This is a genomic window from Pseudomonas sp. D3-10 (assembly GCF_051132175.1).
Taxonomy (GTDB): Bacteria; Pseudomonadota; Gammaproteobacteria; order Pseudomonadales; family Pseudomonadaceae; genus Aquipseudomonas.
This window is the reverse complement of sequence record NZ_CP071668.1, coordinates 3,791,163-3,817,372: the sequence shown is the minus strand read 5'-3', so window position 1 is coordinate 3,817,372 and position 26,210 is coordinate 3,791,163. Positions and strand designations below refer to the sequence as shown.

General features: G+C 62.5%; 19 protein-coding genes and 1 other RNA gene. 10 read left to right on the top strand and 10 right to left on the bottom strand.

The window, feature by feature from the left end; all coding sequences use genetic code 11:
* Nucleotides 1–57 precede the first annotated feature (57 nt).
* Both xdhB and xdhA read right to left on the bottom strand, forming a co-directional pair.
* Nucleotides 58–2,457: a xanthine dehydrogenase molybdopterin binding subunit gene (xdhB, locus tag J3P90_RS17120; RefSeq protein WP_434675097.1), complete on the bottom strand. Its 2,400-nt coding sequence runs from the start codon at nucleotides 2,455–2,457 to the stop codon at nucleotides 58–60.
* Nucleotides 2,450–3,904, bottom strand: coding sequence for a xanthine dehydrogenase small subunit (gene xdhA / locus J3P90_RS17115; protein WP_434675096.1), 1,455 nt, complete (start codon nucleotides 3,902–3,904; stop codon nucleotides 2,450–2,452). The genes xdhB and xdhA overlap by 8 nt, the downstream gene beginning before the upstream one ends.
* Nucleotides 3,905–4,266: 362 nt before the next feature.
* On the opposite strand from xdhA, the gene J3P90_RS17110 reads away from it, so the two are divergent.
* The 6 genes from J3P90_RS17110 to ffs all read left to right on the top strand — a co-directional run bounded on the left by J3P90_RS17110 (nucleotide 4,267) and on the right by ffs (nucleotide 13,557).
* Nucleotides 4,267–4,926, top strand: coding sequence for a GntR family transcriptional regulator (locus J3P90_RS17110; RefSeq protein WP_420764728.1), 660 nt, complete (start codon nucleotides 4,267–4,269; stop codon nucleotides 4,924–4,926).
* A gap of 1 nt (nucleotide 4,927) precedes the next feature.
* Complete coding sequence (gene smc, locus J3P90_RS17105) at nucleotides 4,928–8,416, top strand: chromosome segregation protein SMC (RefSeq protein WP_434675095.1); 3,489 nt, start codon at nucleotides 4,928–4,930, stop codon at nucleotides 8,414–8,416.
* A gap of 258 nt (nucleotides 8,417–8,674) precedes the next feature.
* Complete coding sequence (gene zipA / locus J3P90_RS17100) at nucleotides 8,675–9,520, top strand: cell division protein ZipA (RefSeq protein ID WP_420764726.1); 846 nt, start codon at nucleotides 8,675–8,677, stop codon at nucleotides 9,518–9,520.
* A 137-nt stretch (nucleotides 9,521–9,657) separates the two neighbouring features.
* A complete protein-coding gene (gene ligA / locus J3P90_RS17095; RefSeq protein WP_434675094.1) occupies nucleotides 9,658–12,015 on the top strand; it encodes an NAD-dependent DNA ligase LigA in 2,358 nt (785 codons plus the stop codon).
* A gap of 124 nt (nucleotides 12,016–12,139) precedes the next feature.
* Nucleotides 12,140–13,300, top strand: a complete 1,161-nt coding sequence (locus J3P90_RS17090; protein ID WP_420764724.1) for a zinc-binding metallopeptidase family protein — start codon at nucleotides 12,140–12,142, stop codon at nucleotides 13,298–13,300.
* Between the two features lie 160 nt (nucleotides 13,301–13,460).
* Nucleotides 13,461–13,557, top strand: an RNA gene (ffs, locus tag J3P90_RS17085) — signal recognition particle sRNA small type.
* A gap of 132 nt (nucleotides 13,558–13,689) precedes the next feature.
* Here ffs and J3P90_RS17080 read toward each other — a convergent pair.
* A complete protein-coding gene (locus J3P90_RS17080) occupies nucleotides 13,690–14,457 on the bottom strand; it encodes a substrate-binding periplasmic protein (protein WP_434675093.1) in 768 nt (255 codons plus the stop codon).
* Nucleotides 14,458–14,600: 143 nt separating this feature from the next.
* Between J3P90_RS17080 and dnaX the strand changes: the two genes are divergently transcribed.
* From dnaX to recR, 4 genes are all read left to right on the top strand, one after another.
* Nucleotides 14,601–16,682: a DNA polymerase III subunit gamma/tau gene (gene dnaX / locus J3P90_RS17075; RefSeq protein WP_434610518.1), complete on the top strand. Its 2,082-nt coding sequence runs from the start codon at nucleotides 14,601–14,603 to the stop codon at nucleotides 16,680–16,682.
* Nucleotides 16,683–16,746: 64 nt separating this feature from the next.
* On the top strand, nucleotides 16,747–17,085 hold the full coding sequence (locus J3P90_RS17070) for a YbaB/EbfC family nucleoid-associated protein (protein ID WP_003183512.1): 339 nt from the start codon (nucleotides 16,747–16,749) through the stop codon (nucleotides 17,083–17,085).
* A 219-nt stretch (nucleotides 17,086–17,304) separates the two neighbouring features.
* Nucleotides 17,305–18,333, top strand: coding sequence for an NADP-dependent oxidoreductase (locus J3P90_RS17065; protein ID WP_434675092.1), 1,029 nt, complete (start codon nucleotides 17,305–17,307; stop codon nucleotides 18,331–18,333).
* 65 nt (nucleotides 18,334–18,398) lie between these two features.
* The gene (recR, locus tag J3P90_RS17060) at nucleotides 18,399–19,001 is read left to right on the top strand and encodes a recombination mediator RecR (RefSeq protein ID WP_181286939.1); all 603 of its coding nucleotides are present in this window, start codon (nucleotides 18,399–18,401) and stop codon (nucleotides 18,999–19,001) included.
* Between the two features lie 130 nt (nucleotides 19,002–19,131).
* Here the strand turns inward: recR and J3P90_RS17055 are convergent, their stop codons facing one another.
* The 7 genes from J3P90_RS17055 to J3P90_RS17025 form a co-directional block, all read right to left on the bottom strand.
* A complete protein-coding gene (locus tag J3P90_RS17055) occupies nucleotides 19,132–19,680 on the bottom strand; it encodes an adenine phosphoribosyltransferase (protein WP_434610522.1) in 549 nt (182 codons plus the stop codon).
* A 75-nt stretch (nucleotides 19,681–19,755) separates the two neighbouring features.
* Nucleotides 19,756–20,490: a fumarate/nitrate reduction transcriptional regulator Fnr gene (fnr, locus tag J3P90_RS17050; protein WP_420764719.1), complete on the bottom strand. Its 735-nt coding sequence runs from the start codon at nucleotides 20,488–20,490 to the stop codon at nucleotides 19,756–19,758.
* A gap of 94 nt (nucleotides 20,491–20,584) precedes the next feature.
* Nucleotides 20,585–21,967, bottom strand: coding sequence for an oxygen-independent coproporphyrinogen III oxidase (gene hemN / locus J3P90_RS17045; protein WP_434675091.1), 1,383 nt, complete (start codon nucleotides 21,965–21,967; stop codon nucleotides 20,585–20,587).
* A gap of 306 nt (nucleotides 21,968–22,273) precedes the next feature.
* Nucleotides 22,274–22,957 carry a sulfite exporter TauE/SafE family protein gene (locus J3P90_RS17040; RefSeq protein ID WP_434563238.1) on the bottom strand — a complete coding sequence of 228 codons (684 nt, stop codon included), beginning with the start codon at nucleotides 22,955–22,957 and terminating at the stop codon, nucleotides 22,274–22,276.
* Nucleotides 22,950–23,168 carry a cbb3-type cytochrome oxidase assembly protein CcoS gene (ccoS, locus tag J3P90_RS17035; RefSeq protein WP_420764716.1) on the bottom strand — a complete coding sequence of 73 codons (219 nt, stop codon included), beginning with the start codon at nucleotides 23,166–23,168 and terminating at the stop codon, nucleotides 22,950–22,952. Before ccoS ends, J3P90_RS17040 begins: the two co-directional genes overlap by 8 nt.
* Before the next feature lie 24 nt (nucleotides 23,169–23,192).
* Entirely contained in the window at nucleotides 23,193–25,643 is a 2,451-nt protein-coding gene (locus J3P90_RS17030) for a heavy metal translocating P-type ATPase (RefSeq protein ID WP_434675090.1), read from the bottom strand.
* Between the two features lie 20 nt (nucleotides 25,644–25,663).
* The gene (locus J3P90_RS17025) at nucleotides 25,664–26,203 is read right to left on the bottom strand and encodes a FixH family protein (RefSeq protein ID WP_420764714.1); all 540 of its coding nucleotides are present in this window, start codon (nucleotides 26,201–26,203) and stop codon (nucleotides 25,664–25,666) included.
* Between the last annotated feature and the right edge of the window lie 7 nt (nucleotides 26,204–26,210).

The following is a 26,210-nucleotide window of genomic DNA, read 5'->3' as shown; positions in this document are numbered from 1 at the left end:
ACATTTGCAACGCGGTCCCTGTGGGAGCGAGCCTGCTCGCGAAGGCCGCGCCGCGGTTTAAAGTGAAGCCAACTCGACCTCGGCTTGCGCAGGCTTCACAGCCTTCAACTGCCGCATCTGCTCACACCCCCACAACACCCGCTCCGGCGTCGCCGGCGCGTCGATCTTCGGTTGATGCCGGTAATCCCCCAGGCTCGCCACGGCGTCCTTGATGGCGCACCACGCGGCGATGCCGAGCATGAATGGCGGCTCGCCCACGGCCTTGGAGTGGAACACCGTGTCTTCGGGGTTCTTGCGGTTTTCCACCAGCTTGACCCGCAAATCCAATGGCATGTCAGCCACGGCGGGGATCTTGTAGCTGGCCGGGCCATTGGTCATCAGCTTGCCCTTGTCGTTCCACACCAGTTCTTCCATGGTCAGCCAGCCCATGCCCTGGATGAATCCGCCCTCGACCTGGCCGATGTCGATGGCTGGGTTCAGCGAGGCGCCGACGTCGTGAAGGATGTCGGTGCGCAGCATCTTGTACTCGCCGGTGAGGGTATCGACGATCACCTCGGCGCACGCCGCGCCGTAGGCGTAGTAGTAGAACGGCCTGCCACGGGCCTGGCTGCGGTCGTAGTAGATTTTGGGGGTCTTGTAGAAACCGGTGCTCGACAGCGAGACCTGCGCGAAATACGCCTGTTGAACCAGTGCCTCGAAGGTCAGGATGTGATCGCGCACCCGCACGTGGCCGTTGTGGAATTCCACGTCTTCCTCGCTGACCTTGTATTGCCGCGCGGCGAACTCCACCAGGCGCCGCTTGATGGTTTCGGCGGCATTCTGCGCCGCCTTGCCGTTCAGGTCGGCGCCACTGGACGCGGCGGTGGGCGAGGTGTTCGGCACCTTGTCGGTGTTGGTCGCGGTGATCTGCACGCGGTCCATTTCCACCTGGAATACCTCGGCCACCACTTGGGCGACCTTGGTGTTCAAGCCTTGGCCCATCTCTGTGCCGCCGTGATTGAGGTGGATGCTGCCGTCGGTGTAGACGTGAATCAACGCGCCGGCCTGGTTGAGGAAGCTGGCGGTGAACGAAATGCCGAACTTCACCGGTGTCAGCGCCAGGCCCTTTTTCAGGATCGGGCTGCCTGCGTTGTAGCGGCGGATCGCTTCGCGGCGCTCGGCGTATTGGCTGCTTTGTTCAAGCTCGGCGGTCATCTCTTCGAGCATGTTGTGCTCGACGGTCTGGTAGTAATGCGTGACGTTGCGCTCGGTCTTGCCGTAGTAGTTGGCCTTGCGCACCGCCAGGGGGTCGAGCCCCAGGTGCCGGGCGATAGCGTCCATCACCTCTTCGATGGCGACCATGCCTTGGGGGCCGCCGAAACCACGGTAAGCGGTGTTCGAGGCGGTGTTGGTCTTGCAGCGGTGGCCGTTGATCGTTGCATCGCCAAGGTAGTAGGCGTTGTCGGCATGGAACATCGCTCGGTCGACGATCGAGGCGGACAGGTCCGGCGAGCAGCCGCAATTGCCAGCCAGTTCCAAGGCAATGCCGTGCAGACGACCGGTGCTGTCGAAGCCGACGTCGTATTCGATGTAGAAGGGATGGCGCTTGCCGGTCATCAGCATGTCTTCGACCCGGGGCAGGCGCATCTTGGTCGGCTGGCCGGTGAGGTGCGCGATGACGGCGCACAGGCACGCCGGGCTGGCGGCCTGGGTTTCCTTGCCGCCGAACCCACCGCCCATGCGACGCATGTCCACCACCACTTTGTTCATCGACACGCCGAGCACTTCGGCCACCAGCTTTTGCACTTCGGTGGGGTTCTGGGTCGAGCAGTAGACGATCATGCCGCCGTCTTCGGTGGGCATCACCGAGGAAATCTGGGTTTCCAGGTAGAAATGTTCCTGGCCGCCGATGTGCAGTGAACCCTGGATGCGATGTTCGGCGCTTGCCAGCGCCGTGGCTGAATCGCCGCGCTGGTGGGTATGGCTGTCGAGCACGAAATGCCGCTTGCGCAGCGCCTCGACCACATCCAGCACCGGTTCCAGGTCCTCGTATTCGACTATGGCCGCCATGGCTGCCTTGCGCGCCGTTTCGAGATCCCTGGCGGCAACGGCCAGAACGGGTTGACCAACGAACTGCACATCGTCGATCGCCAGCAGCGGGTCACCGGGCAGCAACGGGCCGATGTCCTTCAGGCCCGGGATGTCCTGGTGGGTAATGGCGATGCGCACGCCTTCGAAGGCGTAGCAAGGCGCGGTGTCGATGCGCAGAATCCGCGCGTGGGCGCGGTCCGAGAGCCGGGCATAGACGTGCAATTGGTTCGGGAATTCCAGGCGGTCGTCGATGTACTGTGCCTCGCCTGAAACGTGCTTCGCGGCGCTGTCATGCTTGACGCTGCGGCCCACGCCGGTGGTGAGGTCGCGGGCGAACAGTTGCGCCAGTTCGGCTTGGGTCTTTTCTACGGCGTGATGATTAGACATAAGCGGTCACCCGAGTCTCGATGTGGGGCGTTTGCAGTTCGATGAAATATTTGCGCAGCAGGTTGCGGGCACTGAGCAGGCGATATTCCTTGCTGGCGCGGAAGTCCGACAGGGGCGTGAAATCCTCCGCCAGGGCCGCGCAGGCGCGTTCGAGGGTGCTGTCGGTCCAGGGCGCGCCGATCAGCGCGGCCTCACAGTGCTTGGCGCGCTTGGGGGTCGCGGCCATGCCACCGAAGGCCACACGGGCCTCGCGGACCATGCCGTTGTCGATGCGCAGGTTGAACGCCGCGCACACGGCGGAAATGTCGTCGTCCAGGCGCTTGGAGACTTTGTAGGCGCGAAACGCTTGCTCGGCGCTGGCCCGGGGCACGATGATCTTTTCGATGAATTCGCTTTCCTGGCGGGCGGTGACCCGGTAATCGATGAAATAGTCTTCCAGGGCCAGGGTGCGGCGAGTCTGGCCTTTGCACAGCACAATCTGCGCGCCGAGGGCGATCAGTAGGGGCGGGGAGTCGCCAATGGGCGAGGCGTTGCCGATGTTCCCGCCCAGGGTGCCCTGGTTGCGGATCTGCAACGAGGCGAAGCGCTGCAGCAGTTCGCCGAAGTCCGGATATTCGGCTTGCAGGGCCTCGTAACAATCGGAAAGCGCGGTGGCCGCGCCGATTTCCAGGCGATCATCGAAACGCTCGACGCGCTTGAGTTCGGCGACGTTGCTCACGTAGATCATCACCGGCAGGGTGCGGTGGAACTGGGTGACTTCCAGCGCCAGGTCAGTGCCGCCGGCCAGCAGCCGTGCTTGTGGGTAGGCGTCGTAGAGGTCGGCCAGGTCAGCCACGGTCAGCGGCACCAGGCAGCGTTTGTCGCCACTGTTGAGTTCTCCGGTCTCGGTCGGTGCGATGGCTTTGAGGCGGGCAATGGTCTGGGCCTCACGGGCGTCGAACTGGTCGGGCTGCTTGGCGCAACAGGCCTGGTCGGCGGCGGCCAGGATCGGCCGGTAACCGGTGCAGCGGCACAAGTTACCGGCCAACGCTTCGTGGGCCTTATGGGCGTCGGGCTGCGCGCTGTTCTTTTGCAGGGCGAACAACGACATGACGAAGCCCGGGGTACAGAAACCACATTGCGAACCGTGGCAATCGACCATCGCCTGCTGGACGCTGTGCAGCTGGCCATCGTGCTTGAGGTCTTCGACGCTGATCAATTGCTTGCCGTGCAGCGACGAAACGAAGGTCAGGCACGAATTGAGGCTGCGGTAGCGAATACGCTCGCCACCTTCTGCGTCCGTCTCCAATTCGCCCACCACCACGGTGCATGCGCCGCAGTCGCCGCTGGCGCAGCCTTCCTTGGTGCCGGGTTTACCAACGTGTTCGCGCAGGTAATTGAGCACGGTCAGGTTCGGGTCCAGGGCATGCTCGCTACGGAGTTCCTGGTTGAGTAAAAACTGGATCACGGAAGGCCTCGCAGATTCATTATTGTTGTATCGACGTGAGCTGAATTTAGCAGTTCTGACTTTTCGGTCAATTGTTTTCTGACTTAAAGGTCAAGAAAAGCGGTTTGGTCGATAAACAACTTGCTACCTGAGTATTGACCCTGTGGGAGCGAGCCTGCTCGCGAAAGCGATATATCGGTCAATAAATGCATAGCTGCCCCGGCACCTTCGCGAGCAGGCTCGCTCCCACAGGGATCTGTTCCAGAAAGACGCCAAAAATTTTGCTTATATCGTGCCAAAACCCGGTGGAGGCCCTGCGCCATGACGTATTGAGTGCGCTACACTGCGCCGCTTGTGCAGATCGAAGAGTTTGAAGGACAACCATGACGTTCAAGGCCCCGGACAGCCTCGCCGAGCAAATCGCCCATCATCTCGCCGAGCGCATCATTCGCGGCGAAATGAAGCCGGGAGAGCGCATCCAGGAGCAGAAGGTTACGCTGGCGCTCAATGTCAGCCGCGGTTCGGTCCGCGAGGCCTTGCTGATCCTGGAGCGGCGTCACCTGATCGCCATCTTGCCGCGCCGTGGCGCCCACGTCACCGAGCTCACCGAACACAAGGTGCGCAGCCTTTGCGCATTGATGAGCGAGCTCTATATCCTGCTGGGCAATGCAGTGGCGCATGGTTGGAAAGAGCAGGCCGACATGGCGCCGTTCGTGGCGATCCAGCAGCGCCTCAAGGAAGCCTACGAGCGCCAGGACATCCGTACGTTCGTCGACGATAGCTTCAGCGTGATGCGAGCAGCCTATCCCTTTGCCAACAACCCTTATCTGCAGGAAACCGTTGAAAACCTGCAACCGGCCATGAGCCGCGCCTATTTCCTGGCTCTTGAGCAGCGCAAGGCGGAAATGAGCGAATTCCTCGACCTGTTCCAGCGCCTGCTCGCGGCCGTGCTGGCCCGTGATCTGCCGCAGATCCGCACTGTGCTGACGGCTTACGCCCAGCGCAGTTGCGATCTGGTGGTTTCGGCCCTGACGGCGGCCTGACGTGCGACTCAAGTGCATCAAGCTGGCGGGGTTCAAATCCTTCGTCGACCCGACGACGGTGAACTTCCCCAGCAACATGGCGGCGGTGGTCGGGCCCAATGGTTGCGGCAAGTCGAACATCATCGACGCCGTGCGCTGGGTGATGGGCGAAAGCTCGGCCAAGAACCTGCGCGGCGAGTCGATGACCGACGTCATCTTCAACGGCTCCACCAGCCGCAAGCCAGTGAGCCAGGCCAGCATCGAACTGGTGTTCGATAATTCCGATGGCACCCTCATCGGCGAATACGCGGCCTACGCGGAAATCTCCATCCGCCGCAAAGTGACCCGTGACAGCCAGAACAGCTATTTCCTCAACGGCGCCAAATGCCGTCGCCGGGACATCACCGACATCTTCCTAGGCACCGGCCTGGGACCGCGCAGCTATTCGATCATCGAGCAGGGCATGATCTCCAAGCTGATCGAGGCCAAGCCCGAAGACCTGCGCAACTTCATCGAAGAAGCCGCCGGCATCTCCAAATACAAGGAACGGCGTCGCGAGACCGAGAACCGCATCCGCCGTACCCACGAAAACCTCGCGCGTCTGACTGACCTGCGTGAAGAACTCGAGCGCCAGCTCGAACGCCTGCATCGCCAGGCCGAGGCGGCAAAGAAATACCAGGAATACAAAGCCGAAGAGCGCCAGCTCAAGGCCCAACTGTCGGCCCTGCGCTGGCAGGCGTTGAACGAACAGGTGGGCCAGCGCGAGGCGATCATCGGCAACCAGGAAGTCAGCTTCGAAGCGTTGGTCGCCGAGCAGCGCAACGCCGATGCCGCCATCGAGCGCTTGCGCGACGGGCACCATGAACTTTCCGAGCGCTTCAACCTGGTGCAAGGGCGCTTCTATTCCGTGGGAGGCGACATTGCCAGGGTCGAGCAAAGCATCCAGCACGGCCAGCAGCGCCTGCGCCAGTTGCAGGAAGATTTGAAGGAGGCTGAGCGCGCACGCCTGGAAACCGAATCCCACCTGGGCCACGATCGCACCTTGTTGCTGACCCTCGGCGAGGAGCTGGAGCGGCTCACGCCGGAGCAGGAACTCACCAGCGCCGCCGCCGAAGAGGCAGCCGCAGCCCTGGAAGAGGCCGAGTTGACCATGCATGGTTGGCAAGAGCAGTGGGACAGTTTCAACCTGACCTCGGCCGAGCCGCGGCGCCAGGCAGAAGTCCAGCAGTCGCGCATCCAGCAGTTGGAAACCAGCATGGAGCGCCTGGCCGAACGTCAGCGTCGCCTGTCTGAAGAGCGCGCCTTGCTCGCCGCGGATCCGGAAGACGCCGCGATCCTGGATCTGAGCGAGCAACTGGCGACCAGCGAAGCCACCCTCGAAGACCTGCAGGCCAGCGAAGATGCCCAGGTCGAACGCCTTGAACAACTGCGCCAAGCCTTGCAGCTGGCCTTGCAGAACCAGCAACAGGCCCAGGGCGAATTGCAGCGACTCAACGGTCGGCTGGCCTCGCTGGAGGCCTTGCAGCAAGCCGCGTTGGACCCAGGCACCGGCACCGCCGAATGGCTGCGCGACCAGCACCTGGCCGAGCGCCCGCGCCTGGCCGAAGGTTTGAAGGTCGATGCCGGCTGGGAACTGGCGGTGGAAACCGTGCTGGGCGCCGATCTGCAAGCAGTGCTGGTGGATGATTTCGCCGGGTTCGATCTTTCCGGTTTCAGCCAGGGCGATCTGCGCCTGCTCAGCCCGGCCGGCGACGGCGTGCGGGTGCCAGGCAGTCTGTTGGACAAGGTCGAAGCCCAGGTCGACCTGTCGCCTTGGCTGGGGCAGGTCAAGCCGGTGGACAGCCTTGAGCACGCGTTGGCCTTGCGCGGGCAATTGGCAGCCGGCGAAAGCCTGATCAGCCGCGACGGATATTGGGTCGGGCGGCATTTCCTGCGGGTTCGCCGGGCCTCTGAAGCCGAGAGCGGCATGCTCGCCCGAGGCCAGGAAATCCAGCGCCTGGCCGCCGAGCGCGAAGAGCGCGAGGCCAGCGTCGAAGCCCTGGAAACCGAACTACAGAACCTGCGGGCGCAACAGCGCCAACAGGAAAACGGCCGCGAACACCTGCGTCGGCTGTTGCAAGATGAAGCACGCCAGCAGGGCGAACTGAAGGCGCAGCTGTCTGCCGGCAAGGCCAAGGTCGAACAATTGGCCCTGCGTCGTACCCGTCTTGACGAAGAAATCGCCGAGTTGGGCGAGCAGCGGGCGTTGGAACACGAACAGATCGGCGAGGCGCGCCTGCAATTGCAAGAAGCCCTTGATGCGATGGCGGTGGATACCGAACAGCGTGAATTGCTGCTGGCCCAGCGCGACAGCCTGCGTGAACGCCTGGACCGCGTGCGCCAGGAAGCGCGCCAGCACAAAGACCATGCCCATCAGCTGGCGGTACGCCTGGGCTCGCTCAGGGCCCAGCACGATTCCACACGCCAGGCCCTGGAACGTCTGGAAATGCAGTCCGAGCGCCTGACCGAAAAGCGTGAGCAGTTGAGCCTCAACCTGGAAGAGGGCGAGGCGCCACTGGAAGAACTGCGCCTCAAGCTCGAAGAGTTGCTCGACAAACGCATGAGTGTCGACGAAGAACTCAAGACTGCACAGATTGCCCTGGAGGATGCCGACCGCGAACTGCGCGACGCTGAGAAGCGCCGCAGCCAGGCCGAGCAGCAATCGCAGCTGATCCGTGGCCAGATGGAGCAGCAGCGCATGGAGTGGCAGGCCTTGACGGTGCGGCGCAAAGCCTTGCAGGACCAATTGCTGGAAGACGGCTACGACCTCGACGGCGTGCTCGCCACCCTGGTGGCCGGGGCGAACGAAAAGGACGCCGAGGACGAACTTGAGCGCATCGCCCAGCGCATCCAGCGCCTGGGGGCAATCAACCTGGCGGCCATCGACGAGTACCAGCAGCAGTCAGAGCGCAAGCGTTACCTGGACGCTCAGAACGACGATCTGGCGGAGGCGCTGGAGACCCTGGAAAACGTCATCCGCAAGATCGACAAGGAAACCCGCAACCGCTTCAAGGATACCTTTGATCAGATCAACGGCGGTTTGCAGGCGCTTTTCCCAAAAGTTTTCGGTGGCGGTAGCGCCTACTTGGAACTGACGGGCGAAGATCTACTCGATACAGGGGTGACAATCATGGCGCGTCCTCCCGGCAAGAAGAACAGCACCATCCATTTGCTCTCCGGCGGCGAAAAAGCGCTGACGGCGCTGGCTCTGGTCTTTGCCATTTTCAAACTGAACCCGGCGCCGTTCTGCATGCTCGATGAGGTCGACGCACCACTGGACGACGCCAACGTCGGCCGTTACGCACGGCTGGTGAAGGAAATGTCCGAAACGGTGCAGTTCATCTACATCACCCACAACAAGATCGCCATGGAAATGGCCGACCAGTTGATGGGCGTGACCATGCATGAGCCGGGGTGTTCGCGGCTGGTGGCGGTGGATGTGGAGGAGGCCATGGCCATGGTGGACGCCTGAACAAAGGCTCGCAGGGCTTCTGTTTTGAACGCTGTAGGTGTTTTTTACCCTTGGGGCTGATGTTCAATTCACAGATTGGGCACAAGCCTATGCGACAGACGGTGTAAAGTTATCTTTGGTCGTGCTAGTTTAATGTCAATTTTTCGTATGCGTGGGCAAAACGCCATTCAGAACATAGAGTTGGCGCCACGTTTTAAAGCGGTTTGCAAATAGCTAAGCCCCTTATTTTTCAGCATTTTTATAGAGGCACGGGATTAAATGGAAATCGGTCTGCGCGAGTGGCTGATCGTCATCGGCATCATTGTCATTGCCGGTATTCTTTTCGACGGCTGGCGTCGCATGCGCGGCGGCAAGGGCAAACTCAAGTTTCGCCTGGATCGCAGCCTGTCGAACCTCCCCGATGAGGATGACAGCGCCGAGCTGTTGGGCCCGCCCCGGGTGCTGGACACCCACAAGGAGCCGCAGCTGGACGAACACGATTTGCCGTCCATGAGCGCGCCTGCCCGTGAGCCACGGGAGTCGGGTTCCAAGCGCGGCAAGCGCAACAGCGAACCGTCCCAGGGTGATTTGAACCTGAACCTCGACCTCGATGGCGGGCCGAGCTTCAACAGCCGTGACGGCGATTTCCCGGACGAGAGCAAGTCATCCAGCGGCGACAAGGAACAGGCCCAGGCCGAAGAAGTGCTGGTGATCAGCGTGATCTGCCGCGACCCGGCCGGCTTCAAGGGCCCTGCGCTGTTGCAGAACATCCTGGAAAGCGGCCTGCGTTTTGGCGAGATGGACATCTTCCATCGCCACGAAAGCATGGCAGGCAATGGCGAGGTGTTGTTCTCCATGGCCAACGCCGTCAAGCCTGGCGTGTTCGACCTGGACGACATCGACCATTTCAGCACGCCGGCGGTGAGCTTCTTCCTGGGCCTGCCAGGCCCGCGTCATCCCAAGCAGGCTTTCGACGTGATGGTGGCCGCTGCGCGCAAGCTGGCCCAGGAGCTCAACGGCGAATTGAAGGACGACCAACGCAGCGTGCTGACGGCCCAGACCATCGAGCACTACCGCCAGCGCATTGTCGAATTCGAACGCCGCGCGCTGACCCAGAAGCGTTGAGCGATGAGACCGGCTCCCCTTGGTTGGAGAGCCTCTTGTGGCGAGGGAGCTTGCTCCCGCTGGGGTGCGAAGTACCCCTCAACGTCTTGAGAAAATTGAGCAGCCCAGGCTGCTCTTTTGCTTTATGAGAGAACACCATGAGCGCCGTCGAAACCCGCATCCTAGAGCTGCGCACCGAGCTGGACCAGCATAATTACCGCTATCACGTCCTCGATGAACCTTCCATTCCGGACGCTGAGTACGATCGTCTTTTCCATGAGCTCAAAGCCTTGGAAGAACAACACCCGGAGCTGGTGACGAGCGATTCCCCGACCCAGCGAGTCGGCAGCGTGGCGCTGTCGGCCTTCAGCCAGGTGCGTCACGAAATCCCGATGCTCAGCCTGGGCAACGTGTTCGACGAAACCACTTTGCGCGAGTTCGACCGGCGAGTGACCGAAGGCCTCGACCTGCCCATGGGCGATTTGCTCGGCGGCGGCGCGGCGGTGGAATACAGTTGCGAGCCGAAGCTCGATGGCCTGGCGGTCAGCCTGTTGTATCAAGACGGCATGCTGGTGCGCGGCGCGACGCGCGGTGACGGCACCACGGGCGAAGACATCAGCGTCAACGTGCGCACCGTGCGCAACATTCCTCTCAAGTTGCAAGGCAGCGGCTGGCCACCGGTGCTGGAGGTGCGCGGCGAGGTGTACATGTCCAAGGCCGGTTTCGAGCGCTTGAACGCCACCCAGCTGGAGGCGGGCGGCAAGACGTTCGCCAACCCCCGCAACGCTGCCGCGGGCAGCCTGCGCCAGTTGGACTCCCGGATAACCGCCAATCGTCCCCTTGAGTTTTGCTGCTATGGCATCGGCCAGGTGACGTCGGACATCGCCGATACCCACATTGGCAATCTCAAACAACTCAAGGCTTGGGGCATGCCCATCAGCCGCGAGCTGAAGCTGGCCCACGGCATCGACGAATGCCTGGATTACTACCGTGACATTGGTGAGCGGCGCAGTTCGCTGCCCTACGAAATCGACGGTGTGGTGTTCAAGGTCAACAGTATCGCGTCACAGCGCGAACTGGGTTTTCGCGCGCGGGAGCCTCGCTGGGCTATCGCTCACAAATTCCCTGCCAGCGAAGAGCTTACCGAACTGCTGGACGTCGAGTTCCAGGTCGGCCGCACCGGCGCCGTCACGCCGGTGGCGCGGCTCAAGCCGGTCAAGGTGGCTGGCGTGACGGTGGCCAACGCCACGTTGCACAACATGGACGAGGTGGCGCGCCTGGGCCTGATGATCGGCGACACGGTGATCATTCGCCGAGCCGGTGATGTCATCCCGCAAGTGGTGCAAGTCGTCACCGAGCGTCGTCCAGCCAATGCCCGTCCGGTGGCAGTGCCGCAGCAATGTCCGGTTTGCGGTTCCCACGTCGAACGCACGCAACTGATCAAGCGCAGCAAGGGCCGTGAAACCGTCAGCGAAGGCGCGGTGTACCGCTGCGTCGGTCGCCTGGCCTGTGGCGCGCAGCTCAAGCAGGCAATCATTCATTTTGTCTCGCGCCGGGCCATGGATATCGAAGGGCTGGGCGAGAAGAGCGTTGAACAATTGGTGGACGAAGGCCTGGTGGGGTCGCCGGCGGACCTGTATGCGCTGACGTTCGAGCAGATCGTCGACCTGGAAGGCTTCGCCGAGCTGTCGAGCAGGAACCTGCTGTCAGCGATTGTCGACAGCAAGAGGCCGAGCCTGGCGCGTTTTATCTACGCCCTCGGCATTCCCGACGTGGGCGAGGAGACCGCCAAGGTCCTGGCCCGCTCCCTCGGTTCACTGGAGCGCGTGCAGGCGGCGCTGCCGCAGGTGCTGACGTACCTGCCGGATGTCGGCCTGGAAGTTGCCCACGAGATCCACAGCTTCTTCGAAGACCCGCACAATCGCCAGGTCATCAAGGATCTACTGCGCCATGGCCTGGAGATCCAGGACCAGGGCGAACTGAGCGCGGAATTTTCCGCCAGTACTACCCTGGGAGGCTTCCTCGACAAGCTGCACATTCCTTCGGTCGGGCCGGGCGGCGCGCAGAAACTGGCGGACAAGTTCGGTTCCCTCGAAGCCGTCATGGATGCCGACTGGCTGGACATGCGCCAGGCGTTGCCGGAAAAGCAGGCAAACGCCGTGCGCGAGTTTTTCGCCATCGCCGCCAATCGTGAACAGGCCTTGGCTGCCGAGCAGCAACTGCGGGATTTCGGCATGCACTGGCGGAGCGAGAAGAAAGTTGTCGAGGGCTTGCCTGAAGCGGGGCACACCTGGGTCCTGACCGGTTCGCTGGAGCTGATGAGTCGCGATGTCGCCAAGGACAAGCTGGAAAGCCTGGGGGCGAAGGTGGCCGGTTCCGTGTCGGCGAAAACCCACTGCGTGGTGGCCGGGCCGGGCGCTGGATCGAAATTGACCAAAGCCAATGAACTGGGGCTCAAGGTGCTCGACGAACAAGCGTTTGTCGAGTTCTTGACAGGGCATGGCGTCGCGCTCTGAGGCTTGGCTTTCGTGGCGGGGGCGCAAGCTCCCTCGCCACGGTTATCGGGGTCATGACACAGCGTTTTGGAACGATCATGAGCATCAGGTGATCTAGTCTTGCAGGCTCCTGGGAGAGATCGCCATGTACCGCTTTTTCGAACAACTGAGCTCACGCATCGCGGCGCCGTTCCTGGGTGATCGGTCACGCAACAGCAAAGTCTGGCCGTGCCGCTGCGGCCAGTCATTGTTCTTTCGCAACAGCCAATGCCTGGCGTGCCTGGCGGCGTTGGGGTATCAGCCGGAGCAGAGCCGCCTTTCGTCCCTTCAGCCCGGCGAGCAACCTGATACCTGGCTCCTGGACGTCGACCCGCAGGCCGGACTGTTTCGCCGCTGCGCCAATCTCGACACCCCGGCGGCGTGCAATTGGCTGTTACCAGCCAACGGGCACGACACACTGTGCATCGCCTGCAGCCTGAATCGCACGATTCCTGACCTCTCGATCCCGGAAAACCCCGAGCGCTGGCGCAAGGTCGAAACCGCCAAGCGCCGCCTCGTGGCGCAACTGATTACCCTCGGCTTGCCGGTCATCCCCAAGAGCGCCGACGAAAACATCGGCCTGGCCTTTGATTTCATCGGCGTCGACCCCGACGGGAAACCGCCGACGACCGGGCACGCCAGCGGCCTTATCACCCTCGACATCAAGGAAGCCGACGATGCTCACCGCGAGCACGTGCGGCAGCAGATGCACGAGCCGTATCGGACCTTGCTCGGGCATTTTCGCCATGAGGTCGGCCATTATTTCTGGGACCGGCTGGTTGCCGACAGTCACTGGCTGGAGCCGTTTCGCGCCTTGTTCGGCGATGAGCGCGCAAGCTACTCCGAGGCGTTGGAGCGGCATTATCAACAAGGCGCGCCACTGGATTGGCAGGCCCGTTACGTCAGCGCCTACGCCACCATGCACCCGTGGGAGGACTGGGCTGAAACCTGGGCCCATTACCTGCACATGATGGACGCCGTCGACACGGCGCTCGGCTTCGGCATGAGTGCGCGGGAAATGGATTTCGATTACCAGCCATTTCCTCCCGAAACCCTGTTCGACCCCGAGCACGCGGGCGGCAAGGCGTTCCTTTCATTCGTCAACGCCTGGATCGAACTGGCCGGAATGCTCAACGAACTCTCGCGCAGCATGGGCCAGCCGGATTTCTACCCATTCGTCGTACCGGCGGCAGTAATCACCAAGCTGCATTTCATCCATCTGGTGATCCAGGAGGAGGGTGGCCGGGCGGATGAGGTGCTGTTGTAGGTTCTATCTGAATGGCCGAGGCGATTGCGAAAGAGGTTCTTCCCATAGCAAGTACTTGAACCTCATGGATTTTTTTAATCCGACACGAACGGTTGTAACTTCTTGTCAGATAGGTACAATGGCGCGGCTCGCCGCAAGGCGGGCGTCGTTATGGTGACCCCATCGGTCCCCCCGCAACGATTACCCGTGAACCTGGTCAGATCCGGAAGGAAGCAGCCACAGCGGGAACATTGTGTGCCGGGGTGTGGCTGGTGGGGTTGCCTCCTTAACGCCCCCAGGCCTTCGTTCGCAAGGTTTGCCAGATATCTTCCTGTTCTGCGATATCACGCTCGTGCCGATGGCTGACGAAACCACAGGGCGCCGCCACAGCGCCAAGCCCGGCCCGTTGATCATGGAGACGCATCGCCGTCCCGCAACCCTTCGTTGCGGCCAGTATATAGCTGGATGATCGCGTCGATTTCCCCGGATCTCTTCATGTTCGACAAGGTACGCAGGATGCGCTGTGCGGGAATCTTCGGATCATTGCGCACATAGCAGCTCAACTGTTGTTCCTGCAGGACAGCGACTTGGCGCAGCTGTCGGTCAGCGCTGTGACGCTGGTTGAACCAGTCCAGCGCCCATTGGTTGCTGACCGCATAGCGGTATCGCCGGGCCAGCAGTTTCGCCAGGACCTGATCCTGGCTGCGGGCGTCGTCGCGCCGCAGGTGGCCACTGTCGAACAATGGCTGCAGGGTGGGGTAGCTGTAGCTCAGCACGGTGCCGATGGACTGTTGTGTGAGTGCCGACGGCGTGATGGCAGCGGCAGCGCCGGGCGAACCGACAAGCACATCGCGTTGGAAGAACAGCGGGACGCTCCAGAGATAGTCGCCCTCTATATCCTTCACCCAATCAGGCGAGACATAACAGCGCATGTCTATTTCGCCCTGCTCCATGGCGCTGTCCAGCCGCGCGCGGGCTAGGACATGGAATTGCGCAGGCATGCCCACCTGGGTCGCCAGGCTGGTCATGACGTCCGTCAGAATGCCCTGGGTCGGGCGGCCTCTGTCGATCTGCACCATGGGCATGGCCCAGCCATCGGTGACGGCAAAACGCAAGGGAACCTCATCAGCGAAACACCCCGTCCCCAACAACAGCAAAGCCCCCATGGCCGAACGCATAAACTCTCCTGACTGTACAAAAAACTGTCGACAACCGAGCTGCTGAACCTAGCTTAGCCAGATTAGACGAGCGCACCGGATGCAATTTCGTCCCTGCTCCGCTAGCATTAGCCGCTTATGTTCCTTCGTTGCGACGGTTTTCGATGAGTTATCAGGTTCTTGCACGTAAATGGCGTCCGCGCTCGTTCCGCGAAATGGTCGGCCAGACCCATGTGCTCAAGGCTCTGATCAATGCCTTGGACAGCCAGCGGCTGCACCATGCCTATCTGTTCACCGGTACCCGCGGCGTGGGCAAGACCACCATTGCGCGGATCATCGCCAAGTGCGTGAACTGTGAAACCGGTATTACGTCGACGCCTTGCGGCGAATGTTCGGTCTGCCGGGAAATCGACGAAGGTCGTTTCGTCGACCTGATCGAAATCGACGCCGCCAGCCGCACCAAAGTCGAGGATACCCGCGAGCTGCTCGACAACGTGCAGTACGCCCCGAGCCGTGGGCGCTTCAAGGTCTACCTGATCGACGAAGTGCACATGCTCTCCAGCCATTCCTTCAATGCGCTGCTCAAAACCCTCGAAGAACCGCCGCCCTACGTCAAATTCATCCTGGCGACCACCGATCCGCAGAAACTTCCCGCAACGATTTTGTCGCGCTGCTTGCAGTTCTCCCTGAAGAACATGACGCCGGAACGGGTCGTCGAGCACCTGACCCATGTGCTGGGCGTGGAGAACGTGCCGTTCGAGGACGATGCGCTGTGGCTGCTCGGACGAGCCGCCGATGGTTCGATGCGTGACGCCATGAGCCTGACCGACCAGGCCATTGCCTTCGGCGAAGGCAAGGTCATGGCCGCCGAGGTGCGCGCCATGCTGGGCACCCTCGATCACGGCCAGGTCTACGACGTTTTGACTGCGCTGATCGAAGGGGACGCAAAGGCATTGCTCGAAGCGGTGCGTCACCTGGCCGAGCAGGGGCCGGACTGGAATGGCGTGCTCTCGGAGATTCTCAACGTGCTGCACCGTGTCGCCATCGCCCAGGCCTTGCCCGAGGGGGTCGACAACGGCCATGGCGACCGGGACCGCGTGTTGGCTTTGGCCCAGGCGCTGCCGGCCGAAGACGTACAGTTTTATTACCAGATGGGCCTGATCGGCCGTCGCGACCTGCCACTGGCACCGGATCCGCGCGGCGGCTTCGAGATGGTGCTGCTGCGAATGCTTGCGTTCCGGCCGGCCGATACCGCGGACGCGCCGAGACAAGCGCTAAAGCCAGTGGGGATCAGCCAGGCCACAGCTGATTCCGCCAAGCCAGTGGCTGCCACGCCCGTTGTTGCGTCGGCAGCGGCTCCTGCTCCTACGGCGGTGGCGCCCGCAGCCCAGCCGATTCCGGCCCCGGCGCCTGTTGTCGTCACGCCTGAGCCAGAGCCCGAACCGGTCATCGAGGCGCTCCCCGAGCCCGTCGCCGAAGAAGTCATCGACCTGCCTTGGAACGACCCGGTCGAGCCGCAAGTTGTCCAGCAACCCGCCGTCGAGCCCGTTTTGGAAACCATCGCCGAGCAGCCCGAGTTGCCGCCGATGCCCCTGCCGACACCCGACAGCGTGGTGCCCGATGCACCCGAGTGGGTGGCTGCGCCAATGCCGGAGCCGACGGTGGCCGACGTCGAGGTCGCGACGCCGGGCATCGATCTGGACGATGAGCCGCCGCTGGACGAGGACTACATCGAGCCGGACATCGATTCGGCCTACAGCTACCTGGACGACCTGGCCAGCGAACATGCCGCCGAACCGGCACCGGAGCCAGAACCTGAACCGGCGGCAATGCCCGCCACTGGGCTGGCCCTGCAATGGCTGGAGCTGTTCCCCAAGCTGCAGATCAGTGGCATGACCGGTAGCATCGCCGCCAACTGCACCTTGATCTCGGTCGAGGGCGACCATTGGCTGCTGCACCTGGATCCGGCCCACAGCGCGCTGTTCAACGCAACCCAACAGCGTCGCCTCAACGATGCGCTGAACCAGTACCACCAGCGCACTCTCACGTTGACCATCGAGCTGATCAAGCCCGAGCAGGAAACCCCGGCCCAGGCCGCGTCCCGGCGCCGCGCCGACCGTCAGCGCGAAGCCGAGGAATCGATCCAGAACGATCCGTTCATCCAACAGATGATGCAACAGTTCGGCGCCGTGGTCCGTCACGATACTATCGAACCTGTCGAGGCCCCGGTCACCCAGGGCTCATAACTGAAGGCGCCGGGCCGGGCAGGCCGGGCGCGTTGTTTATCCAAGTACTTTCGAGGTGATTACCATGATGAAAGGTGGCATGGCCGGCCTGATGAAGCAGGCGCAGCAGATGCAGGAAAAAATGGCCAAGATGCAGGAAGAGCTGGCCAACGCTGAAGTCACCGGCAAATCCGGTGGCGACATGGTGACGGTGGTCATGACCGGTCGCCACGATATCAAGCGCGTCAGCATCGACCCGAGCGTGGTCGAAGGCCTGAGCGAAGACGACAAGGAAATGCTCGAAGCCCTGTTCGCCGCCGCCGTCAACGACGCAGTGCGCAAGATCGAAGCGAACAGCCAGGACAAGATGTCCGGCATGACCGCTGGCATGCAGCTGCCGCCGGGCATGAAACTGCCGTTCTGATTCGCCATCGCGCTCGGGATGGGCTACACACAATGCCAGGCATCGCGCCTGGCATTTTTGTTTCTGGCAGGAGCAATGGGGTCTCTGTTCGACTGCTTTCGTCGGAACGCCGTCCGGAGCAGGCTGCACCGTGCTATCCCGGCATAAACATCGAACGCGCCCCCAAGGCAATGGTCTGCTCCCTATACGTGTACGCTCAACGAACTAGGAGACGCCTCCATGTCATCGATTTCCAATCAGCGCATCGTGCTGGCCTCGCGCCCCCAAGGTGCGCCAACCCCTGAAAGCTTTCGACTTGAACACGTGACGTTGCCCGATCTGGCCGAAGGACAAATCCTGCTCAAGACGCTCTTCCTGTCACTGGACCCTTACATGCGCGGGCGCATGAGTGACGCGCCTTCCTACGCTGCGCCGGTGCAGATCGATGAGGTGATGACCGGTGGTGCCGTCAGCCGCGTAGAGCGCTCGATGCATCCGAAATTCCAAGAGGGTGATCTGGTGGTGGGGGCCACGGGTTGGCAGAGCCACTGCATCAGCGATGGCCGCGATGTCATTCCGATCCCTTCCGGCTTGCCCAGCCCCTCGATGGCGCTGGGGGTGTTGGGGATGCCGGGCATGACGGCCTACATGGGGTTGATGGACATTGGCCAGCCCAAGGCCGGGGAAACCCTGGTCGTGGCGGCGGCGTCGGGCGCCGTGGGCTCCGTGGTTGGCCAGGTGGCGAAGATCAAGGGCTTGCGGGTGGTGGGGGTGGCCGGCGGTGGCGAAAAATGCAAGTACGTGGTCGATGAGCTGGGTTTCGACGCCTGTATTGACCATAAAAGCGCGAATTTCGCCGAAGAGCTTGCCAGGGCTTGCGATCAAGGTATCGATATCTATTACGAAAACGTCGGCGGCAAGGTCTTCGATGCGGTCGTGCCGCTGCTCAACGCCAAGGCGCGCGTCCCGCTTTGCGGCTTGATCGCATCCTACAATGATCATCAGCCGCCAAGTGGCCCGGATCGCCTGCCGCAACTACAACGCACGCTGTTGACCAAGCGCGTGCGCATCCAGGGTTTCATCGTGTTCGATGACTACGGTGACCGCCAGCCGGAATTCATCAGCGCCATGGCGCCTTGGGTGCGCGATGGCAAGGTCAAGTTCCGCGAGGACGTGGTCGACGGTCTTGAAAATGCGCCCCAGGCTTTCATCGGCATGTTGGAGGGGCGAAATTTCGGCAAGTTGGTGGTGCGAGTAGCGCGCGATTGAGTATTTGACGCTAATCGGAGGCGCGGGTATAAACCGCGTCTCGTTGTTATGTCGGACGTTTCCCCATGAGCTTCAGCCCTTTGATCCGCCAACTGATCGATGCCCTGCGAACGTTGCCAGGCGTGGGTCAGAAAACCGCCCAGCGCATGGCGTTGCAACTGCTCGAGCGTGATCGCAGCGGCGGCTCGCGCCTGGCCCAGGCGTTGAGCCAGGCCATGGAAGGTGTCGGGCATTGTCGCCAGTGTCGCACCCTGACCGAGGACGATCTTTGCCCGCAATGCGCCGACCCGCGACGGGACGACAGCCTGCTCTGCGTGGTCGAGGGGCCTATGGATGTCTATGCGGTGGAGCAGACCGGCTTTCGCGGCCGTTACTTTGTGCTCAAGGGGCACCTGTCACCGCTCGACGGCCTGGGGCCTGAAGCCATCGGCATCCCGCAGTTGATGGCGCGGATCGAGGAGGCGGGCACGTTTACCGAAGTCATCCTCGCCACCAACCCGACGGTCGAAGGCGAAGCCACTGCGCATTACATCGCCCAACTGCTCAGCAATAAAGGCCTGGTCGCCTCCCGCATCGCCCATGGCGTGCCGTTGGGTGGGGAGCTTGAGTTGGTGGACGGCGGGACGCTGGCGCATTCGTTTGCCGGGCGCAAGCCAATCGCGTTGTAGCCGCAACACGAATCCCTTGTGGGAGCGAGCCTGCTCGCGATAGCGGTGTGTCAGCCAGTATAGGTATCGACAGATCTACCGCCATCGCGAGCAGGCTCGCTCCCACAATGGGTTATGTGATTTGGCCAGGTTATTTTTCGCTGAGGGAGAACTGCGTCAGGCAGAACGTCGGGATGCCCATGTCTTCCAGGCGCTGGGAGCCGAGCAGTTCCGGCAAGTCGATGATCGCCGCGGCTTCATGGACCCTGGCGCCCATGCGGCGGATCAGGTTGGCGGCGGCGATCAACGTTCCGCCAGTGGCGATCAGGTCATCGAACATCACCACCGAATCCCCTTCGCACAGGCTGTCGGCGTGCACTTCAAGAAAGGCTTCGCCGTACTCGGTCTGGTAACCCTCGGCCAGTACGTCGGCTGGCAGCTTGCCCTGTTTGCGAAACAACACCAGCGGCTTGTTCAACTGATAGGCCAGGATCGAGCCGATCAGGAAGCCCCGGGCATCCATCGCGCCAATGTGCGTGAAATCGGCCTCGACATAGCGATGGGCGAAGCTGTCCATGACCAGCCGCAGGGCAGTGGGCGACTGGAACAGCGGAGTGATATCGCGAAAGATCACGCCTGGCTTGGGGAAGTCGATCACGGGGCGGATCAGGGATTTGATGTCGAAGGAGTCGAAGACCATCGTCGAGGTGTCCTGGCTGGCTGCAAACGCGGCAGTATAGCGCGACGGGGCGAAAGCCTCAGCCGCGCGAGCGCATCAGCCTTCGACCGAGCCGCCGGCCAGGGCGCAGAGCTGGATCGGGTCGAGAATATGAATTTCCTTGCCTTCGGCTGCGATCAACGCGTTCTGTTGGAAGCGGGTGAACACCCTGGACACGGTTTCCACGGCCAGGCCCAGGTAGTTGCCCATTTCATTGCGTGACATGCTCAAGCGAAACTGATTGGCCGAAAACCCGCGGGCACGAAAACGCGCCGAGAGATTGACCAGGAACGTGGCGATGCGTTCGTCGGCGGTTTTCTTCGAAAGCAACAGCATCATTTGCTGGTCGTCACGAATTTCCCGGCTCATCACCCGCATCAATTGTCGACGCAGTTGCGGCAGCTGCACCGCCAGCTCATCGAGACGATCAAAAGGAATTTCGCACACCGAAGTCGTCTCCAGTGCCTGGGCCGAGACCGGGTGGGTCTCGGTGTCCATGCCCGACAGGCCCACAAGCTCGCTGGGCAGATGGAAACCGGTGAGCTGCTCTTCGCCACCGTCGCTCAGGTTGAACGTCTTCAGGGCGCCCGAGCGCACTGCGTAAACCGAGTCGAAGCCATCGCCCTGGCGAAACAGGAACTCACCTTTTTTCAGCGGCCGTCCCCGTTTGACGATGTCATCCAGCGCGTCCATGTCCTCCAGATTCAACGAAAGTGGCAGGCATAGAGGGGCCAGGCTGCAATCCTTGCAATGGGCCTGGCTGTGAGCGCGGGATTTGACTGGCTCGGACATTTCTTAAATCCTTGTGGGAAAACACACATAAGACGTAAGGGTAACCCAGCGCACAAACTCCGGCCAGTGCGGTGTCCCCGTCAAATCGTCGCGCTCAGATGACCCGGGAAAAACGTTGGCGGTTTTGTTGCTGCAGATAACCGTCGAACACCATGCAGACAGAACGCACCAGCAGGCGCCCCGCGGGCAGTACGTTGATATGGGTCTGCGTCAATTCGAGCAGCCCATCGGCTGCCATCGTCTGTAGTTGCGGCCATAAAGAGCCAAAATAACCGCGCAAGTCGACATTGAAGTCTCGCTCTATCTCGGCGAACGCCAGCGAGAAATGGCAGATCAACTGCTGGATCACGGCGCGTCGCAAACGGTCGTCGGCGTTGCACATCAGCCCGCGGCTGGTTGCCAGTTGCCCGTCGGCAAGGGTGTTCTGGTAGTGGGTCAGGTCGCTGCTGTTCTGGCAGTACAAATCGCCGACCTGGCTGATGGCTGACACGCCGAGGCCGATCAGGTCGCAATGCCCATGGGTGGTATAGCCTTGGAAGTTGCGCTGCAGGGTCGCTTCTTCTTGGGCGATCGCCAGTTCGTCGTCGGGGAGGGCGAAGTGGTCCATGCCGATGTAGCGATAACCGGCGGCGGTCAGCTGTTCGATGGTGCCTTGCAGCATGGCCAGTTTCTGCACCGGGGTAGGCAGGTCCTGGCCATCGATCCGCCGCTGCGGCATGAAGCGCTCCGGCAGGTGGGCGTAATTGAAAACCGAGAGACGGTCCGGTTGCAGGCTGATGACTTCTTCGACCGTGCGAGCGAAGTTTTCCGGCGTTTGTTTGGGCAAGCCATAGATCAGGTCGATGTTGATCGAGCGGAACTGCAAGGTCCGGGCGGCTTCGATCACCGCCCGGGTTTCTTCCAGGCTCTGCAGGCGATTGACGGCTCGCTGCACGGCAGGGTCGAGGTCTTGCAGGCCGATGCTGACCCGGTTGAAGCCCAGCTCCCGCAGCAGGCCCATGGTTGACCAGTCGGCTTCCCGTGGATCGATTTCGATGCCGTAGTCGCCGGAATCGTCGTCCACCAGATTCATATGCTTGCGCAGGCTGGCCATGAGTTGGCGCAGCTCGTCGTGGCTCAGGAACGTCGGCGTGCCACCGCCCAGGTGCAGTTGTTCCACGCGTTGGGAAGGGGCCAGATGGCAGCCGATCAGTTGGATTTCCTGCTCCAGGCGTCGCAGGTAGGTGTGGGCACGACCGCGATCCTTGGTAATGACTTTATTGCAGGCGCAGTAGTAGCAGATGTTCGCGCAAAACGGCACGTGCACGTACAGCGACAATGGCCTGTGTGCCTTGCGGCTGTCGCGCAGGGCGTGGAGCAGGTCGAAGGTGCCCACCTGGCCGGCGAACTGTGCCGCAGTAGGATAAGAGGTGTAGCGTGGTCCCGCCAGGTCGTAGCGGCGGATGAGGTCTGAGTCCCAACGGATGGCGTCGAGCATGCGGGCGTTCCCCGGATAGGCTGGCATGGTCGCGAGTCTAGGGGGGCGTGGAAAAGGGCGTGTTGATTTGCGTCAACGGGGCTGGCAGTCGTCGAGGGTGATGCTCGTGCAGACAACGCAAAATCCGTGGCGAGGGAGCTTGCTCCCGCTCGGCTGCGCAGCAGACGCAATATCAGTTACATGCGTTTCTGCCTGGGGGTGTAGGGGCCTGCTTCGCAGGCCAGCGGGAGCAAGCTCCCTCGCCACAGGGCTGCGATCATGATGTGCTCATTTCCTCTAAATCTGCTTGAGGAGGAGGCGACTCGGTCAATGGCCCATGAGCCAATGCTGATGCGGCCCCGGCAGTGTCCAGATGCCGAAGACGATCACCAACAACCCACCGGCCATGCGCACGCTGCGTTTACGCAACAGGGCGGTGACACGCTCGGCCGCCAGGCCAGTGGCGAGGAGCACCGGCCAGGTACCCAGGCCGAAGGCGAGCATCAATAGCGCGCTGTCCAGCGCATTGCCCTGGCTGGCGGACCAGAGAAGGGTGCTGTAGACCAACCCGCATGGCAGCCACCCCCACAGCGCGCCGAGCAGCAAGGCCCGTGGCAGGCTTGATACCGGCAGCAGGCGGTTGGCGACGGGTTGGATGTGTCGCCACAAGCCCCGGCCGATCCCCTCGATACGGGTCAGGCCGCTCCACCATCCGGCGAGATACAGGCCCATGGCGATCAGCAGCAGACCGGCCAGCACCCGCATGATCATCGCCGCCGGGCTGTTGGCGACGGCCCAGCCGGCCAGTCCGATCAGCAAGCCCGCCGTGGCGTAACTCAGGATCCGCCCCAGGTTGTACGCCAGCAATAATCGAAAACGCCGGCTGCGCTGTTCTTTGGGAATCGCCAGGGTGAGGGCGCCCATCAGACCGCCGCACATGCCCAGGCAGTGGCCGCCGCCGAGCAGGCCGAGGATAACGGCCGATATCAACAGCGGCGCCAGATCAAGCATGGGGCGGCGCCTTGTCGTCCGGTTTCTGGGCCTCGCCGCTTGCTTCTTCCACCGCGGCCTTATGATTCGGGTCTTGTTCGTCGAACAGGATGCTGTGGGCCGGGCCGTCGAGGTCGTCGTATTGGCCGCTGTCCACGGCCCAGAAGAATATGTAGACGGCGATCGCTACGATCAGCAGCGCGGCCGGAATCATTACGTAAAGAGCTGGCATGTCGGACCTCCATGCCCGCGCGGCTCAGGCCGGCTGCGGACGGGTATCGGGCGTGGCATCAAGAACCTGCACCTTGGGTTGGCGGGTCAGCCTCAGCGCGTTCAAGACCACTGTCAGCGAACTGATGGACATGCCGGCCGCAGCCCACACGGGAGTGATCCAGCCAAGGGCGGCGAACGGCAACATGAGGCCATTGTACAGCCCCGCCCAGACCAGGTTCTCGATGATGACCCGACGGGTGCGCCGGGCGAGGCTGAAGGCGTGAACCAGGGCCTCGAGGCGGTTGGACAGCAGTACCGCGTCGGCGCTGGTCTTGGCCAGGTCGGTGGCCGAGCCCATGGCGACGCTGATATCCGCCGCTGCCAGTACCGGCACATCGTTCACGCCGTCGCCGAGCACCAGCACCTTGCGGCCCTGTTGACGCAACTGCTGCAGCACGGCCAGCTTGTCGTCCGGGCGCAGACCGCCGCGAGCCTCATCGATGCCCAGTCCGGTGGCAACGCTGGCGACCATCGGCGAGCTGTCGCCCGACAGCAAGAGCGTGCGCCAGCCCCGCGCCTTGCAGGCCGCGACAAGGGCCGGGGCATCCGTACGCAGACGGTCGTCGAGGACAAACCAGGCCAGCGGCCCGGCATCATCCCCCAGCAACAGCCATTGCCCAGGTTCGTCCGGCATCACCGGTACGGTGGCGCCACTCGGGTCGCAGACAAAGCCGGGATGGCCGATGCGCAATCGCTGTTCCCCCACCAAGCCCTCAAGCCCAAGTCCCGGAAAACTCTGCACATTCTCAGCGGCCAGTGGCGCCCGGCCGAAGGCGCGGGCAATCGGGTGTTCGGAGCGATTCTCCAAGGCGGCGGCCAAGGCCAGGCACTGATCGCTGTCGAGCGCCGCCAGGGGGCGGATGGCGCGCAACGCCAAGCGGCCTTCGGTAAGGGTGCCGGTCTTGTCGAAAATCACCGTGTCGATCTGGTTCAGGCCTTCCAACACATGGCCGCGGGTCAGCAACAATCCGAGTTTGTGCAGGGTGCCGGTGGCTGCGGTGAGTGCGGTTGGCGTCGCCAGGGACAGCGCGCAAGGGCAGGTCGCGACGAGCATCGCCAGGACGATCCAGAAAGCGCGCGAAGCATCGAGATGCCACCACAACAGGCCGATGGCGGAGGCGGCAACCAGAGAGAACAGCAGGAACCATTGGGCGGCGCGGTCGGCAATTTCCGCCAGGCGCGGCTTCTCGCCTTGGGCGCGTTCCAGCAGGCGCACGATGGCGGACAAACGAGTGTCCTGCCCCAAGGCCAATACCTGAACGGTCAGCGCGCCCTCGACGTTCAGCGTGCCCGCCGTGACTGCATCGCCGGCCTGGCGGGGTTGCGGCAGGTATTCACCGGTCAGCAGCGATTCGTCGACGCTGGACTGCCCTTCGAGAATCCTGCCGTCGGCGGGCAGGATAGCCCCGGGCTGCACCAGCACCCGGTCGCCCGTATGCAGTTCGCTAAGCAGGATGCGCTCGCTCTGGCCGTCATCCGCCAGGCGCAGGCACGAGGCCGGCAACAGGTTCACCAATTGGGCGGTGGCCGCAGCGGTGCGTTCCCGAGCCCGGCGTTCCAGGTAGCGGCCGGCCAGCAGGAACAGGGCGAACATGCCGACGGCATCGAAATACAACTCGCCGACACCGGTAATGGAGGTCCAGATGCCGGCAATGTACGCGCCACCGATGGCCAGGGAGACTGAAACGTCCATCGTCAGGTGGCGAGTGCGCAGGTCACGCATGGCACCCTTGAAAAAAGGTGCGCAGCTGTAGAACACAATGGGCGTTGTCAGGAATAGCGCGACCCAGCGCAGGATGGTGTGCATCTCCGGGCTCAGGTCGATGTTGAATTCCGGCCAGGTGGCCATGGTCGCCATCATCGCCTGGAACCAAAGCAAGCCGGCCACGCCCAGCTGGCGCAGGGCCAGACGGTTTTGCGCGGCGAGCTGTTCGCAAGCCTGGTCGGCCTGGTACGGGTGCGCGGCGTAGCCGATCTGGCGCAATTGCGCGAGCAGGGTGCTCAGCGGCAATTGGCCGTCGGCCCAGCGGACGTGCAGGCGATGGTTGGACAGGTTCAGTCGCGCCTCGGCCACCGCCGGCAAAGCGCGCAGGTGCTTTTCGATCAGCCAGCCACAGGCGGCGCAACTGATGCCTTCCATCAGCAGGGTGGTTTCGCAAAGCTCGCCTTCATGGCGAACGAACGATTGCTGCACGTCAGGGCGATCGTACAGCGCCAGTTCTTCGGTCAGTTGCACCGGCAGGGACTGGGGGTTGGCCGATGCTTCACTGCGATGCTGGTAATAGCTTTCCAAACCGCCGGCCACAATCGCTTCGGCCACCGCCTGGCAACCCGGGCAGCACAGCTCGCGGGTTTCACCGAGGACAACGGCGGTGAAGCGACTGCCGGGCGGGACGGGCAGGGCGCAGTGGTAGCAGGGCCGTGGGGTGGTCATGGTTGCTGCATAAAAGCGGCTTATTTCTTCAGGTCTTCAGCGCCTTGCAGCGGTTCATCACCGAGCAAGATGGCCTGTTCGTGGTTGATCTGCTCTTCTTCGAACAAGCGCCAGGTCTTCTCGTTCTGCGCCCCCAGCAGTTCGACAAAGCGCCGGCCTTCGACCTTGTCTGCCAATTGGCCAACGTAGCGCCCAGGTTCGCTGTCGTTGCGGGTCAGGACGATCTTGCGGTCCTTCTCCGGCTGGGTGGGTGAGATCAGGCTCAGTTCGAGGGTCTGGGGACGGCTATTGCCGTCCAGGCGCAGGTTGACTTCCCCGGTGAGGTCGTCCAGCTGCACATTGGCATGCAATTGCAGGGTCTGGGCCAGCAGTTCGCGCTCCAGGGAGCGGTTGATGCCTTTACCGGCTTCGTAGTAGTTGTCGTTGACCAGGTTATCCGGGTTGTTCACCGCGATGGTCACCATGGTCAGGCTCAGCGTTACCGAGCAGGCAAGGATACCGATGATGATCCACGGCCAGAGGTGCTTGTACCAAGGGCTGGTGGCAGTTGCTGCAGGCATGTTCATT

Coding starts and splice junctions, on each gene's coding strand:
- xdhB (WP_434675097.1), bottom strand. CDS start 2,457: ATGTCTAATCATCACGCCGTAGAAAAGACCCAAGCCGAACTGGCGCAA.
- J3P90_RS17110 (WP_420764728.1), top strand. CDS start 4,267: ATGACGTTCAAGGCCCCGGACAGCCTCGCCGAGCAAATCGCCCATCAT.
- zipA (WP_420764726.1), top strand. CDS start 8,675: ATGGAAATCGGTCTGCGCGAGTGGCTGATCGTCATCGGCATCATTGTC.
- ligA (WP_434675094.1), top strand. CDS start 9,658: ATGAGCGCCGTCGAAACCCGCATCCTAGAGCTGCGCACCGAGCTGGAC.
- J3P90_RS17090 (WP_420764724.1), top strand. CDS start 12,140: ATGTACCGCTTTTTCGAACAACTGAGCTCACGCATCGCGGCGCCGTTC.
- J3P90_RS17080 (WP_434675093.1), bottom strand. CDS start 14,457: ATGCGTTCGGCCATGGGGGCTTTGCTGTTGTTGGGGACGGGGTGTTTC.
- dnaX (WP_434610518.1), top strand. CDS start 14,601: ATGAGTTATCAGGTTCTTGCACGTAAATGGCGTCCGCGCTCGTTCCGC.
- J3P90_RS17070 (WP_003183512.1), top strand. CDS start 16,747: ATGATGAAAGGTGGCATGGCCGGCCTGATGAAGCAGGCGCAGCAGATG.
- J3P90_RS17065 (WP_434675092.1), top strand. CDS start 17,305: ATGTCATCGATTTCCAATCAGCGCATCGTGCTGGCCTCGCGCCCCCAA.
- recR (WP_181286939.1), top strand. CDS start 18,399: ATGAGCTTCAGCCCTTTGATCCGCCAACTGATCGATGCCCTGCGAACG.
- J3P90_RS17055 (WP_434610522.1), bottom strand. CDS start 19,680: ATGGTCTTCGACTCCTTCGACATCAAATCCCTGATCCGCCCCGTGATC.
- fnr (WP_420764719.1), bottom strand. CDS start 20,490: ATGTCCGAGCCAGTCAAATCCCGCGCTCACAGCCAGGCCCATTGCAAG.
- hemN (WP_434675091.1), bottom strand. CDS start 21,967: ATGCTCGACGCCATCCGTTGGGACTCAGACCTCATCCGCCGCTACGAC.
- J3P90_RS17040 (WP_434563238.1), bottom strand. CDS start 22,957: ATGCTTGATCTGGCGCCGCTGTTGATATCGGCCGTTATCCTCGGCCTG.
- ccoS (WP_420764716.1), bottom strand. CDS start 23,168: ATGCCAGCTCTTTACGTAATGATTCCGGCCGCGCTGCTGATCGTAGCG.
- J3P90_RS17030 (WP_434675090.1), bottom strand. CDS start 25,643: ATGACCACCCCACGGCCCTGCTACCACTGCGCCCTGCCCGTCCCGCCC.
- J3P90_RS17025 (WP_420764714.1), bottom strand. CDS start 26,203: ATGCCTGCAGCAACTGCCACCAGCCCTTGGTACAAGCACCTCTGGCCG.